Source organism: Rickettsia tamurae, assembly GCF_000751075.1.
GTDB classification, from domain to species: Bacteria; Pseudomonadota; Alphaproteobacteria; order Rickettsiales; family Rickettsiaceae; genus Rickettsia; species Rickettsia tamurae.
Map to the genome: position 1 here is coordinate 61,899 of NZ_CCMG01000018.1, position 14,578 is coordinate 76,476.

Genomic DNA, 14,578 nt, shown 5'->3' on the forward strand with positions numbered 1-14,578 from the left:
GTTAGGATTATATTGTCAAACTAAGGTTTAGATTATGAAAAAATACAAATTGACTGAAGAAGAACAAGAAATATTAGATTATTTTGAAAAAGGTGAACTTTTAGAGTTACCTGGAAAAGAACTAGAGAACCAAAAAAATATAGCTAAAATCGCAGCAGCTAATTTTTTTAAAAAATCGGAAAGAATTAATATTAGATTGCCGTTATACGATTTAAATCATATAAAAAGAATTGCAGCACAGGAGGGGATGCCTTATCAAACTCTTATTGCTAGTGTTTTACACAAATACGCATCCGGATATTTAAAATTAGATAAATTGGGTTAATCAATAATTTCTTTATATAAATAACATGCCAACTTTCTACCTTGTCAGGTTCAAGATTTTGTAATTCATGTTCATTTAAACAATGAGCTTTAAGAAAAATCGAGACATAATGCTTTTGCTCTTTTTCAAAAAAATCGTTAGTCACCGTCTATAAATTGTGGGTTTTCAATGATTAGATTTGTTTCTTCTAAGACTTCACGGATAGCACATTCTTCAAATGTTTCTCCAAATTTTAAATGTCCACCGGCAGGAGCATAACTAAGATTCACCGTGAGAACCAATACGCTTGCCTAGTAAAATCTCATTTTTGCTATTAAAAACTATAGCACCTATACCGATGCGTGGGTTGTTAGTCATGTCTAACTATTAACTCTTGATTGACTTATTAATATCGTATGTTAATTTCTAAAGCAAATAAAAAATATTGCTTATTTAAATACCGTGAGCTATTTGTAGATTATATTTAATATTTACCTGTAGTTATGAATTCTACCAATCAATCACAAAATAATAGCTTAACTATCTCTTGGCTTAAGCTTGGTATTTTATCCTTGGGGTTTGCGGGTTTATATTCAATTATTTTGGTAGTATTACGTACCCCGCAATTATCAAGCTTTTTTCCAAATCCTCATATTTTCAAATCTGCTTTAATTATTCATGTTAATTTATCGGTATTAATTTGGTTGTTGTCCGTTACGGCTAGTGTTTGGTCTATGTCATTCTCGCAACCCTCTTGTCATTCCCGCGAAAGCGGGAATGACATACTGTGCAAACTTGCTTTCCTAAGCACGATACTTATAGCCATCTCCCCAATAGCAGGGCATAATCCGGTGATGAATAATTATATACCGATGCTTGAAAATATCGTATTTATTTTGGGGTTAAGCTTATTTGGCGTTACACTACTATTATATGCTATAAATATTTTATATTTCTTCGATTGGATGAACTTAAATAGTCTAGTTAATTTTACCGTATTATCGACTATTATAATGTTTATTTTAAGCTTTGTTTGTTTTGGATGGTCTTATAATGGTTTGCAAAACATTATCCAAATTATTCCTATCGAGATAGAATTTTATTATGAATTACTTTTTTGGAGCGGAGGTCATTTACTACAATTTATATATACTCAAATATTAATATTTATTTGGGTTAGTTTATTTAGAGAGTTAATAGCTAGAGAATTGAAATTTCAAAAATTCTATCTTTTCTTACTTTATTTAAATTTTATTTTCGGCATTATTGCTATATTCGGTCATGCGTCTTATGACATTATCGATGGAGCCTTCAAAGAATTCTATACAAATCATATGAAATATCTAGGCGGTCTTGCTCCTGTTTTATGTTTGGTCGGTATGGGGTTTGAGTTGGTATTTTTATGTCATTCCCGCGAAGGCGGGAATCCAGAAAAAAAAGAATGGATTCCTGCTTACGTAGGCATGACATACTCTATCATCAAAACCATCTTACTCTGCTCCATTACTTTATTCCTACTTGGCGGACTTATAGCAATGAATATCTCAGGTATAAATGTAGTAATCCCTGCTCATTATCACGGGTCTATAGTAGGGATTAGCATTGCTTGTATGGGGTATAGTTATTTGGGTATTATAGTGTCTAAAAATTACAATGTCATCCCGCGGCTTGACCGCGAGATCCAAAAAAAAAACAAAGAAAAGCTGGATCTCGCGGTCAAGCCGCGGGATGACATTGTAATCTACCTCCTAACATTCGGGCAGATTCTGCACATACTGGGGCTAGCACTCGCCGGTGGTTATGGTGTTATGCGGAAAGACCCAAATAGCGTAATGCCGATGTCAGCTAAGCTATTAATGGGAATGATGGGCGGAGGAGGGCTTATTGCTATAGTAGGCGGCTTGATGTTTGTATATATTTGTGTTAAAGTAATGTTTTTTAAAAGTATAAAACTAGAACATGAGTAAACCAACTAGAGAAGAAGCTAAAGAAGCAGTAAGAACATTACTAAAATTCATTGGTGAAGATCCTAATAGAGAAGGGTTACTTAAAACCCCCGAGAGAGTAATTAATAGCTATGAAGAGATATTTTCCGGTTATAAAAAAGATATAGCTGAAGTATTAAGTACCAAATTTTACGATATTTGTAATTTTCAGGACTTTATCTCGCTGGAAGGCATAAAATTTACCTCTTTTTGTGAACATCATATGTTACCTTTTAATGGTACGGTACATATAGCTTATATTCCTGATAATTGTATTATTGGTATAAGTAAGCTAGCACGAATAGTAAATATTTTTGCTAGAAGGCTACAAATTCAAGAAAAAATGACGGTACAAATAGCAGAAAGCGTACAGGAGAATTTAAAGCCGCTTGGCGTTGCCGTTAAGATTTCTGCCTTGCATAGTTGTATGTCGATGCGTGGAGTGATGCAAGATAACAGCGTAATGAACACTATGCATTATACAGGTATATTTGCGGAGCAGCAGAAATATCGCCATGAGTTTTTAAACCTTACCTCGAAAAGGTAAAATATTGTTTTTGTTGTCATCCTGCTGGCGTTGTATGGATTGGATAAGCCGGGTCGTCATTGCAAGCGACTGAAAGGAGCGCGGCAATCTCAGGACTTTGGCACGAGATTGCTTCGTCAAAATTTTCAATTTTTCCTCGCAATGATGGAAAAATATATTAAACTGAAAAAATTCTATGTTATTATCAAAATATTTTTTACCTGTTTTAAAAGAAGAGCCAAGTGAAGCTCAGGTAACTTCGCATAAATTAATGCTTAGAAGCGGAATGATTAGGCAGCAAGCGGCAGGGATTTATACATGGCTTCCGCTCGGCTTAAAACTATTGAAGAATATCGAGAATATAGTACGCTTAAATATGAATAAAGCAGGAGCTTTGGAAGTTCTAATGCCTTGCATTCAACCGGCACATTTATGGATAGAATCGGGACGTTTTGATAATTACGGTAAAGAAATGCTGAAATTTCAAGATCGCCACGATAATACTTTACTATTCGGTCCGACTAACGAAGATATGATTACGGATATTTTTCGTCATAATATTAAGTCATATAAGGATTTGCCGAAAAATCTTTATCATATCCAATGGAAATTTCGTGATGAGATTAGACCCCGTTTTGGCGTTATGAGAGGTCGGGAGTTTCTTATGAAAGATGCTTATTCTTTTGATATAAATGAAGAAAATGCTGTTAAGACCTATAATCAAATGTATCAGGCTTATATTAATACTTTTCGGGATTTAGGCGTGTTTGCTATTCCTGTTATTGCCGATAACGGTCCAATTGGCGGCAATTTAAGCCATGAGTTTCATATAATCGCCGAAACCGGTGAAAGTACTATTTATTACGATAAAAGATTTAAGACATTAAAAGATAATCCTGATATCGATGTAGAGGAAATTAAAAGTTGGTATGCGGCAGCTGAAGAAAAGCATGACGTAAATAAATTACCTATATCTGAACAAGAAATAACTAGCAGTAAAGGGATAGAAGTGGGGCATATTTTTTATATCGGCTCAAAATATTCGGTTAATATGAATGCTCTAATTAATGATGAGCATGGTAAACTAACTCCTGTAGAAATGAGTTCTTACGGCATAGGCATTTCAAGGTTAGTTGCAGCTATCATAGAAGCAAATTGCGATGAGAAAGGTATCATATGGCCTTCTAGTATTGCTCCTTTTAAAGTTTCTCTAATTAATTTAAATATTCATGATAGTAAATGTGTAGAGCTTGCGGCAAAAGCTTATAAAGAGCTATCTGCTCAAAACATAGAAGTACTATATGACGATACCGAAGCACGTGCCGGCAGTAAATTCGCTACGCACGATCTTATCGGTTCACCTTATCAAATTATAATCGGTCCTAAAAAAGCAGCAGATAATATTGTTGAGCTGAAAAACCGTAAAAGTGGGGTGATAGAAGATATTGAGATAGGTAGTCTAATGAGTGTATTGTAAAATAAAGAGATATACGTCATTGTGAGGAAATTGCATAGCAATTGATGAAGCAATCTCAGGAGTTTGTTATTATTTCATGAGATTGCCACGCAGCCTACGGCTGCTCGCAATGACGATTTTAGAGTCATGCAACAAGGCTAATACCCTATGGGAATGATATAGAAAAATTTCTTCGTAGACAATGATAGTATCATATGATACTATCATATAATGAATAGTAAACCGCCTTTTCAAATAACTAATAAAATCTTGGAGTTATCACAAGATATTTCTTATGAGCTTGGTATTTTAGCCGGTAGCAAGCTTTACTCTCAACCTATAAAACTTAGAAAAAATAATCAAATTAAAACCATCCATTCTTCTTTAGCAATTGAAGGAAATAGTTTAAGTGTAGAGCAGATAACCGATATAATAAACGGCAAGCGTGTACTTGCACCTGAAAAAGATATTTTAGAAGTAAATAATGCTATAAAATTATATAATGATTTAACCATGTTTGATCCTTTTTCGGTTGAATCATTATTAAAAGCACATGAGATATTAATGCAAGGATTAGTAGAAGATAACGGAAAGTGGCGTAAAGGTAATGCCGCTATATTTAAAGGCACGGAGATTATACATTTTGCACCTCCGGCAAGCCGTGTATCTTTATTAATGCAGGATTTATTTGAGTTTATAATACAAGATAAGAATGTTTCCGGAATAATTAAGGCTTGTATATTTCATTATAAGTTTGAATTTATCCATCCTTTTTCAGACGGTAACGGACGAATCGGTAGGTTATGGCAACAATTATTACTAATGCAAACTAATAAAGTTTTTGAATATATTTCCGTTGAAAGTTTGATAAGGAATAATCAAAGTGAGTATTATAATGTTTTATGCAGGTGTGATAAGCTTGGTGAATCGACGTTATTTATCGAGTTTATGCTTGATAAAATAGTTGCAGCATTAAGATTATATAGTAATAATATTACATATGATGCAAATACGCCTTTATCTAGAATGGAATTTGCTAAGGTTAATTTAATAGATAAATGGTTTTCTAGAAAAGATTATATTAATGTACATAAAAATATTTCTACGGCAACGGCTAGTAGAGATTTGTTATATGGTTTAGAGCATAAATTTTTAATAAGCAAAGGTGATAAGAATCAGACTTATTACAAGTTTGTGTAGTTGTTATACGGTTACAACGTGTCATTATCACCCCGTGGTCAAGCCACGGGATGACAAAAAAAGGATTAACATAAAAAATTTTATAAAATATTTGTTTTTTACCGGTCTATATATTAGTAGTGATGATAATAGTTGCTTATATGGTTTTGGCTCAAACTATTCCTAATGATGGGCAGTGTCATATGATGGATAGACCGCTTGTTATTCATTACATCTTAGCAGCAATTATTACCGCTTTACCGACACTAATTTTAATATATAGTAAAAAGAAAAAGTAAATATATGATTGGTAAATTAAGCGGTAAAGTTGATTCCCAAGGCGATGATTATGTTATAATTGACGTAAACGGGGTAGGGTATCTTGTTTATGCTTCGGGTAAAACTTTAGGTAAACTTGCTGAAGGGGAGTTTTATAAACTATTTATAGAAACCCATGTTAGAGAGGAACATATTCATCTTTACGGTTTTCTGACTCTAGAAGAGAAGAGTTTTTTTAATTTGCTGCAATCAGTAAACGGTATCGGTACAAGAATGGCTTTATCTATCTTATCAAGTCTTACACCTTCGGATATTCAAATTGCTATAAATAATGAAGATAAAAATATATTTAAAGCAATATCCGGAGTGGGAGCTAAACTTGCTGAGCGTATAGTGTTAGAGCTGAAAGGTAAAGTAGCGAAAATATCAAGCGGCTCAACTATTATTAAAGATAGCTTAAATATTAAGAATATTACACCCGTCGCAAGCAATGAAGTAATAAAAGCTCTAGTAAATCTAGGCTTTTCTAGATTTGAAGCTCAACACGCCGTTCAAAGTATCATTACCCAAAATCCCGAAATCTCTATTGATGAGTTAATCAAAACAGCCCTGAAAAATCGAAATGCTAATTTTTAGTTGATAAATTAACAGTTATTTTATATTAATCTTAGTAACTAAAATTATATAGGATAAATTTATGTCAAAGTTAATAGAATATTTAGAAAAAATAAAGGCTGAAGAAATATTAAAAGAGCTAGAGAAAGACCCTACTACTTTAAGTATTACCGAGGTTAATTTTGTACCACAATCACCGATATTTGCAGCTGCTGGATACTCCTAAAATTCCTGAAGATGCTTTAAATAGGTTATTTGATGCTTTAAAAGTAGACGCTACTATAAAGTACTTAAGAGCTGATAGTTTCTCGTGGAGTTTAGAATCAATAAAGTCATTTGCTGAATTTTTTAAAGACCTGCTATGCCGAATTACCGGCATTAGTTTTATAAATGCTTTAAATGATGTCAATAAAATAGATGTTCTTTTAGATGCCTTAGGAGTAAACGGAACTATAGAAAATATTAAACTAGCTCATAATTATTTAAGAGATAAGGGATTAGATAGATTAATAGATAATTTATCTAAGAAATCTATAAAAACTTTAGAATTGCAAAATACAAATATAAGATTAGACAACGGAATAATAAATAATTTTATTAAATTCCTTAAAGAATCTAATACTGAAGCTCTTGATATTTCATCAAATCCTATAACACAAGAAAATTTAATAAAATTACTCGAAGATATAAAAGAAACAAAAATAAGCGATTTAGATATAAGTGGGATATTTTTTGATAATGTTAATGTTCCTGCCTTATCCTCATTTGTTAAAAATACTAAACTTGCCGGATTGAATTTTTCATTAAGTACAGAAGTAAGCGAGGAATCAAAGAAAGCCTTATCGGATGCTATAAAAGAGAATAAAAGCTTAATTGGATGTAATATTTTGGTTATAAGATAGGAATGAAATCTCAAGATAGACAAGCATTAGATGCACAAATTACAGAAATAACTGATGAAAATAATCTTACTCTAAAAGATGTAGCAGAAGTTTTAAAAAATTATTATGAAAATCCTAATATGATATTATCAAATGAGATATTTGATTATTATTTAAAGGTATATAAAGGATTAAATAAAAATTATCTTAAAGAAGAATTAAAAAACTTAGGAGTTACTGATACAGAAAAATTTTTTGAAACCGTAGATAAACTTGGAGAAGGGGTAACTAGTTTCTGTGAAGAGGGCTAATATAAAAGTCTAAAATAATTTATAGCATAAAACTATTTTTCCGCTATTATTAGTCATTATATTCGATTTAAATTAATGACTAATATATTATCACCCGAAAAAAGTGAAAATGATCAAGAATTGCCGATAAGACCGTCATATTTGCAAGAATTTGTCGGTCAACAGCAGATTAAAGAAAATCTTTCGGTATTTATTAAAGCTGCAAAATCTCGAAGTGAACATCTTGATCATACTTTATTTTACGGTCCACCCGGTCTTGGTAAGACTACGCTTGCTAAGATTATCTCTAATGAAATCGGTGGTAATTTCAAATCTACTTCTGGTCCTGCTATACTTAAGGCGGCTGATCTTGCTGCTATTCTCACTAATCTTGAAAAGAACGACGTATTATTTATTGATGAAATCCACCGTTTAAATACTGCGGTTGAAGAGGTTTTATATTCTGCTATGGAAGATTTTGAGCTTGATATAATTATTGGTGAAGGACCTGCCGCAAGGTCAGTGAAAATAACCTTGCCGAAATTTACCTTAATCGGGGCTACCACACGCCTTGGGCTGCTTAGTAATCCTTTGCGTGATAGGTTCGGTATTCCTATGCGGCTAAATTTTTATAATACCGAGGAGCTTAAGAAAGTTTTAAATAGAGCAAGTAAACTACTTGATATTGATTTGACCGATTCGGGTTCTGAAGAAATAGCTAAGAGAAGTAGAGGAACGCCAAGAATTGCATTAAGATTGCTTCGTCGTATAAGAGATTTTGCGGCAGTTGACGGTAAATCAAGAGTAGATAAAGAAATCTCTGATTTTGGATTAAATCGTTTGGAAGTTGATCGCATAGGACTTGATAGCAATGATTATCGTTATTTGAAATTCATAGCGGATAATTATAACGGCGGTCCTGTCGGAATTGAAACGATCGCCGCTGCCTTATCTGAACAGCGTGACGCACTTGAAGAAACCATAGAGCCTTATCTTATACAGATAGGTTTACTACAAAGAACTCCTAGAGGTAGGGTAATCACGATTGCCGCTTTTGAGCATTTGAAAATGCCGATACCGAATCAATCACATCATCAATTTAATATTTTTAATGAGAATGAATAATAATAATTTGAATCATGATTATACAACCGCAGATGTTATAAAGAGGCTGATAAAAGATCATGTTAAACCTTACGCAAATAAAATATATTTTTCGATATTTTGTATGGTTATTGCAGCACTTTGTACGGCAGTGATTGTACATGCGGTTAGACCTATTATTGATAAGATTTTTTTAACACATGATAAGAAAATGCTTATAATAATGCCTATAGTGCTGACTGCTACTTTTTTCATAAAAGGAATTTCAGAGTACCATCAGAATTACCTAATAAAATTTGTTGGGCAGAGGGTACTAAACGATTTACAGATAAAAATGTATGAGCATTTGTTATTTGCCGATATTTCTTTTATTCAAAACCAATCTTCAGGACGTTTAATATCTCGTCTTACTAATGATATTTCTTTGATGCGTGGGGCTGTTTCTAATTTACTTGTCGGATGTGCTAAACATTTTCTAACTGTAATATGTTTAATAATAACGATGTTTCATTTAGAACCGCTATTATCTTGCGTAGTTTTTCTTATTTTCCCTTTGGCCGTTTATCCGGTGCAAAGGATGGGCAGAAAGATAAGAAAAATATTTTCACAATCACAAGAGGAGCTTGGGCATTATACTTCTAGGCTTGATGAAACATTTCAGTCAATTAAGATTATTAAATCTTTTATAGGCGAAAAAATAGAAAGTAATAGAGCATCGTTGATTATTAATAATATTTTAGAGTTCTACAAAAAAACATCTAAGCTAGATGCGATGGTTTCACCGATTATGGAGGGTTTAAGCGGTCTTGCAGTCGGAGGGATGGTATGGTACGGAGGTAATTTAGTCCTTGAGGGTAAAACAACACCCGGTGCATTATTTGCTTTTTTAGCTGCCTTTGCTGCAGCTTATAGACCGTTTAAAAGTTTGGTATCGTTAAATATTAATTTACAAGAAGGAATAGCAGCAGCTAAGAGGGTATTTAGTATTTTGGATACCGAACCTCTTATTAAAGATCATAAAGATGCTAAAGAAGTAGATTTATATAATCCACAAATTACTTTTGAAAAACTGGCTTTAAGTTTTGAGAGTAAAATAGCTATAAAATATATAGATTTAAAGCTAGAGCCTCATAAAATGATTGCGTTTGTCGGGTGCTCAGGTAGCGGTAAGACGTCGCTTAGTAATTTATTAGTGCGTTTTTATGATCCAAATGAAGGAAGAATTTTAATTAATAATCATGATATTAAAGATATTAAGCTTACTTCACTTAGAGGTCAGATTTCCTTAGTTACTCAAGATACTCATTTATTTGATACAAGCGTTGCAGAAAATATAGCATACGGTCAGGAAAACGCTACAAGAGAAGAAATAATTAGAGCAGCGAAATATGCAGATGCTCATGAGTTTATTATGCATCTGCCGAACGGTTACGACACGCAGATAGGAGTGCAAGGGACGACTCTTTCAGGCGGTCAGCGTCAACGTTTATCTATTGCTAGGGCTTTCTTAAAAGACGCACCTATTTTAATTTGGGATGAAGCAACAAGCAGCTTAGACCAAGCTTCCGAACAGAAAATTCTAGAATCTTTAAAGAAATTACGCCAAGGAAAAACCACTTTAATTATTACGCATCGTTTAAGCAGTATTACCGATCTTGATAACATTATCGTCATGAAAAACGGTGAGATTTGTGAGCAGGGTACTCACACACAATTACTTAAGAATAAGGATGAGTATTATAGATTGTATAATAAGGAGTTAAGAGAAAATGGTTGATTTATAAAAGTAAATAGCTCATATTTCTTAATTATTATTGAGGCACTCACTGTCATCCCGAGACTTGATCGCGGGATCCAGTAAAAAATAAAAAAAGACTGGATACCGAATGCGTTTTTCGATCCACGCAACAACGCTTTCCCGCCTACGCAGGAATGACATCAACACAAGGAATACCACAATGCTCATTACCAAAATTTTTAAAGACTATCGATTATTTGAAATATTTATTTTAGGAATAATTAGCGGTATGCCGCTGGTTATAATTTTTTCTACTCTTTCGGTATGGTTAAAAGAATCTGGAATAGATATCGCTGTTATTACTACTTTTGCGGTTGCAAGGTTATCATATTCGTTAAAAGTATTTTGGTCACCGTTAGTCGATAATTTTAAAATACCTTTTTTAAGTAGGTGGGGACATCGAAAAAGCTGGCTTATATTATGTAGCTCTTTAATGGCTTTAGTACTAATTGCTATGAGCAAGGAAAATCCTGAAGTTTCTTTAACTTCTTTATATTTTTTGACTATATTATTAGGCTTTTTATCTAGCACGTTCGATATTGCCGTTGATGCGTTGCGTATAGATAAGTTTGATCAGGAAACACAAAGCATAGCTAGTGCAACTGCCGTATTCGGTTATCGAATCGGTATGCTTATTACAGGGGCAGGTGCTTTATATCTTGCAGAAATAACCGGAAATAATTGGCAACTAACTTTCTTTGTTATAGCTATAATATTTGCCGTTGCAACGATATTTATAATAACCGTAAACGAAAAAGAATTAGTAAGAGAAAAAATTAATATTACTTCTATTACTTCATGGATTTCTACAGTAATTAATCCTTTCAAGGATTTTTTCAAAAGAGAATTTGCCGTAACTATTTTACTTGCGGTAATATTTTTTAAATTAGGCGATGCTATGCTTGGAGCGGTTGCCTCACCTTTTTATATAGAACTTGGTTATACAAAAGGCGAAATAGCAATAATTGCTAAACTTTATGGATTGATTGCAACCTTAGTCGGTGGTTTTGCCGGTGGTATTGTAATGTATAGAGTGGGAAATTTTAAAGGTTTGATTATTACCGGTATTGCCCAAAGCTTAACGCATTTTGCATTTATTTGGCTTAATTACCAACCTCCTTCTTTTGAAGCTTTATTAATTGCTATTACTATAGAGAATTTTGCTGCTGCTATGGGGGCTACTGCTTTAGTCGGATATATAGGTAATTTATGTAATAAAAAATATTCGGCAACACAATATGCTTTACTTAGTAGTGCTAGTAGTTTATGTAACAATACTGTCACTATTTATGCCGGAAAACTCGTAAATATGATGGGCTGGGACGGTTTTTTCATCTTTACTATAATTTTAGCCTTGCCTGCTTTATTTATATTAATGTATCTTAATAAAAGGGTTAATGTGTAGTAATATTTGTTGTATTAGGCAAAAAAGTAAGCTGTCATACCGTGGCTTGACCACGGTATCTAGAAATATAACTAAAAATACTAATTATTAGTATTTGGATCCCGCGAACAAGTCGCGGGATGACACAGTATTTCACTTGATTTAATTTGAATAATATTTTATTTATTTAAAATGTTTAGTAAATTTTTATTACCTTATATTTTTATTGCAACATTTTTCTTTGCTCCCATAAGCGAAGCGAAGAAAGCTGTAAAAAATACACCTAAACCTCCTGTTCAAACTAGTTTAGTAATTGATGCAAAAAGCGGTAAAGTGTTGCAGGCCCATAATTCACAAATTCGGATTTATCCCGCTTCTTTAACTAAGCTAATGACTCTATACTTAATGTTTGAATCAATTGAAGCCGGTAAATTGCCTTTAGATAAAAAATTACTTGTATCAGCAAAAGCTTCAAAAATGCCGCCTTGTAAGTTGGGTTTAAAAGCAGGGGAAACTATAACCGTTCGAGAGGCAATTAATGGGTTAATCATAAAATCCGCTAATGATGCTGCTGTAACGGTTGCTGAGAATATGAAAGGTTCAGAGAAAGCTTTTGCTCATTTAATGAATGTTAAAGCTAAACAGCTCGGTATGAAGAATACCTATTTTAAAAATGCTTCAGGTTGGCATGACCCATTGCAGCAAACTACCGCAAGAGATATGGCTAAACTTGCTATGTCCCTGAAAAGAGATTATCCAAAATATTATCCGTTATTTGCTAAAACCAGTTTTGTATTTCGTGGAAACATAGTAAACGGACATAATAGAGTTACTAAAAATTATCAAGGTGCAGAAGGCATGAAAACAGGTTTTCATACACCGGCAGGTTATAATTTAGTAACTACCGCTTCTAGGAACGGTAAATCATTGATTGCCGTTGTTACAGGAGGCAAAAGTGCCGCATCTCGTGATCAAAAAATGATAGGGCTACTAGATCAGCATTTTAATATTAAGCCTATAGTCCCTAAATCTTCAATCAAGCTTGCCTCTAATAATAAATCTACTACAAAAGCTAAATCAAAAACAATAAAGAAAAAGAATATACGTAGTTGATATGCATCGTCTGCGAGCGGGTATTGTTGCATGGATCAAAAAACGTTTGTCATACCGTGGCTTGTCCACGGGGTCTAGTTAAAATAGTATTTTTATTTGTTTTACTGGATACCGTGGACAAGCCACGGTATGACACCGAACGTGCTTTCCGAGCCATGCAACAACGCCTACGACTACTCGCAATGACGATTTAATATTCACTCATCTTTTAAGGATTTATGGCTAGCTTATATTTCAGATTTACAAGTTTTATATGACAATTAACGCTACATTTATTGTTTTTTGTAACTTTAGTAGATGAAGATTTTTTAGCTAAAGTTTTACTTTGTGGTTTTTTTAGATTAATATTTTTTAGAAATTTCTCAGTTTCATTAGGTAAATATTCTATTTTTACTTTAGTTATACCTTGATTTTTAAATGCTAAAATTTCAGCCGCCTTTTGAGAAACATCTATTATACGATTTTTCTTAAAAGGACCTCTATCATTAACCATTAAAATTACTGATTTATTATTGGCTTTGTTGGTAACTTTAACTAAGCAAGGAAGCGGAAGAGTTTTATGTGCGGCAGTTAATAAATTTCTATTAAATCTATCACCGTTAGCTGTTTTTTTACCATGAAAACCGTCTTTACGTCCACCGTACCATGAGGCATAACCTGTTTCGGTAAAAGATTTAGGGTTGTGAGGTTTGTAAGTCTTTCCTTTTATTTTATAATTTTTTCCAACTTTATAATGTCCTTTATAAGTTAGATTATGAGGATCATCTTTTGATAATTCTTTGTATGAATATTTACGGGAATAAGGTAATCTTTTTGAGGTATTACAACCGCTTAGACCAAAACAAAAAATTAACAAAAGTAATAGACCTCTTGCATAACTTGCTCTTAAAGGTAATTTGTACGTCAATCCGGTACTCGCATCCTCACGTACTAAAGTGTACGCTGCGGTGCTGCGTTCCGTGTTTCCTTCAAATTCCTCTTTATTAGCTTCGTTATGCAAGAGGTCTAATTTGAATTTATGATTCTTCACTATTATCATTATTTGTGTTAAAGTTATTCATTATTTTAGCGTAACACACAACTTTTTCAACACCTTTTATTTTTGATGCAATAGAAGCAAGCTTTTCTAGCTCTTCTTCTGATCTTGCAACTCCAAATAAATAAACAATATTATCTATAGTTAGAATAGTATAATTAGCAAATTTAATGTCTTTTCTGACTAAGTTTTTAGCTTTAATTTGCGTGGTTATCATACTATCTTTAGTATATTGGGCTAAGTCAAAATGATTACTGTTTTTATTTACTTTTAACTCATTAATAACTTCTTTTACGCCTTTTTGATTCCAAGCAATTTCTACGGCTTTTAACGCATCAGATTCTTTTTGAATATTTCCTGTTAATAATACTCTTCCTTGTGATACTTCGACCTTTATTTTAGTACCTAAATCTCTAAAATTATTTTTTACTAAATCAGCTTTAATACCGGCAGAAATCCTTGAATCATTTAATGTTTCAGACATTGGTTGATCTTTTGAAGCAACAATGCCGGTAGTGGTTGCTGCGGTAAAAATGGCAGGTAAACAAGCAGATAGACTAAAAGAAAGAGCTATAAAAATTAGAACTCGTAATATCATAACAATAGTACCCTACGATTTTTAAAAAGA

Annotated in this window: 15 protein-coding genes and 2 pseudogenes; 14 read left to right on the forward strand and 3 right to left on the reverse strand. The window is 33.0% G+C overall.

Annotation, left to right across the window (positions count from 1 at the left end; translation table 11 throughout):
* Positions 1 to 34: 34 nt before the first annotated feature.
* Positions 35 to 325 carry a CopG family antitoxin gene (locus MB29_RS06995; protein ID WP_032139620.1) on the forward strand — a complete coding sequence of 97 codons (291 nt, stop codon included), beginning with the start codon at positions 35 to 37 and terminating at the stop codon, positions 323 to 325.
* Positions 326 to 353: 28 nt separating this feature from the next.
* On the opposite strand, the pseudogene MB29_RS08855 reads toward MB29_RS06995, so the two are convergent.
* Positions 354 to 682, reverse strand: a pseudogene (locus MB29_RS08855) (nucleotide triphosphate diphosphatase NUDT15); the annotation flags it as partial.
* Between the two features lie 125 nt (positions 683 to 807).
* Here MB29_RS08855 and MB29_RS07005 point away from each other — a divergent pair.
* From MB29_RS07005 to MB29_RS07055, 13 genes and pseudogenes are all read left to right on the forward strand, one after another.
* Positions 808 to 2,271, forward strand: a complete 1,464-nt coding sequence (locus tag MB29_RS07005) for a heme-copper oxidase family protein (protein WP_032139621.1) — start codon at positions 808 to 810, stop codon at positions 2,269 to 2,271.
* Entirely contained in the window at positions 2,264 to 2,836 is a 573-nt protein-coding gene (gene folE, locus MB29_RS07010) for a GTP cyclohydrolase I FolE (RefSeq protein ID WP_032139622.1), read from the forward strand. The genes MB29_RS07005 and folE overlap by 8 nt, the downstream gene beginning before the upstream one ends.
* Positions 2,837 to 3,011: 175 nt before the next feature.
* On the forward strand, positions 3,012 to 4,292 hold the full coding sequence (gene proS / locus MB29_RS07015; RefSeq protein ID WP_032139623.1) for a proline--tRNA ligase: 1,281 nt from the start codon (positions 3,012 to 3,014) through the stop codon (positions 4,290 to 4,292).
* A gap of 210 nt (positions 4,293 to 4,502) precedes the next feature.
* On the forward strand, positions 4,503 to 5,471 hold the full coding sequence (locus MB29_RS07020; RefSeq protein WP_032139624.1) for a Fic family protein: 969 nt from the start codon (positions 4,503 to 4,505) through the stop codon (positions 5,469 to 5,471).
* 70 nt (positions 5,472 to 5,541) lie between these two features.
* A pseudogene (locus tag MB29_RS11975) lies at positions 5,542 to 5,749 on the forward strand (Holliday junction ATP-dependent DNA helicase RuvA).
* A gap of 4 nt (positions 5,750 to 5,753) precedes the next feature.
* The gene (gene ruvA / locus MB29_RS07025) at positions 5,754 to 6,365 is read left to right on the forward strand and encodes a Holliday junction branch migration protein RuvA (protein WP_032139625.1); all 612 of its coding nucleotides are present in this window, start codon (positions 5,754 to 5,756) and stop codon (positions 6,363 to 6,365) included.
* A 61-nt stretch (positions 6,366 to 6,426) separates the two neighbouring features.
* Positions 6,427 to 6,570, forward strand: coding sequence for a hypothetical protein (locus MB29_RS11980; RefSeq protein ID WP_215426287.1), 144 nt, complete (start codon positions 6,427 to 6,429; stop codon positions 6,568 to 6,570).
* Positions 6,548 to 7,246 (forward strand): leucine-rich repeat domain-containing protein, encoded by a 699-nt coding sequence (locus MB29_RS11985; protein ID WP_215426288.1) that lies wholly within the window; start codon positions 6,548 to 6,550, stop codon positions 7,244 to 7,246. Before MB29_RS11980 ends, MB29_RS11985 begins: the two co-directional genes overlap by 23 nt.
* 2 nt (positions 7,247 to 7,248) lie before the next feature.
* The gene (locus MB29_RS07035) at positions 7,249 to 7,536 is read left to right on the forward strand and encodes a Rho GTPase-activating protein (RefSeq protein WP_032139626.1); all 288 of its coding nucleotides are present in this window, start codon (positions 7,249 to 7,251) and stop codon (positions 7,534 to 7,536) included.
* Positions 7,537 to 7,611: 75 nt separating this feature from the next.
* Complete coding sequence (gene ruvB / locus MB29_RS07040; RefSeq protein WP_032139627.1) at positions 7,612 to 8,640, forward strand: Holliday junction branch migration DNA helicase RuvB; 1,029 nt, start codon at positions 7,612 to 7,614, stop codon at positions 8,638 to 8,640.
* Positions 8,633 to 10,396, forward strand: coding sequence for an ABC transporter ATP-binding protein (locus MB29_RS07045; RefSeq protein ID WP_032139659.1), 1,764 nt, complete (start codon positions 8,633 to 8,635; stop codon positions 10,394 to 10,396). The genes ruvB and MB29_RS07045 overlap by 8 nt, the downstream gene beginning before the upstream one ends.
* Positions 10,397 to 10,577: 181 nt before the next feature.
* Positions 10,578 to 11,822 carry an AmpG family muropeptide MFS transporter gene (locus MB29_RS07050; RefSeq protein ID WP_032139628.1) on the forward strand — a complete coding sequence of 415 codons (1,245 nt, stop codon included), beginning with the start codon at positions 10,578 to 10,580 and terminating at the stop codon, positions 11,820 to 11,822.
* Between the two features lie 171 nt (positions 11,823 to 11,993).
* Entirely contained in the window at positions 11,994 to 12,914 is a 921-nt protein-coding gene (locus MB29_RS07055) for a D-alanyl-D-alanine carboxypeptidase family protein (protein ID WP_032139629.1), read from the forward strand.
* A 208-nt stretch (positions 12,915 to 13,122) separates the two neighbouring features.
* On the opposite strand, the gene MB29_RS07060 is transcribed toward MB29_RS07055, so the two are convergent.
* Both MB29_RS07060 and MB29_RS07065 read right to left on the reverse strand, forming a co-directional pair.
* Entirely contained in the window at positions 13,123 to 13,953 is an 831-nt protein-coding gene (locus MB29_RS07060; protein WP_032139630.1) for a septal ring lytic transglycosylase RlpA family protein, read from the reverse strand.
* The gene (locus tag MB29_RS07065; protein WP_032139631.1) at positions 13,931 to 14,548 is read right to left on the reverse strand and encodes a BON domain-containing protein; all 618 of its coding nucleotides are present in this window, start codon (positions 14,546 to 14,548) and stop codon (positions 13,931 to 13,933) included. The genes MB29_RS07060 and MB29_RS07065 overlap by 23 nt, the downstream gene beginning before the upstream one ends.
* Positions 14,549 to 14,578: the final 30 nt, after the last annotated feature.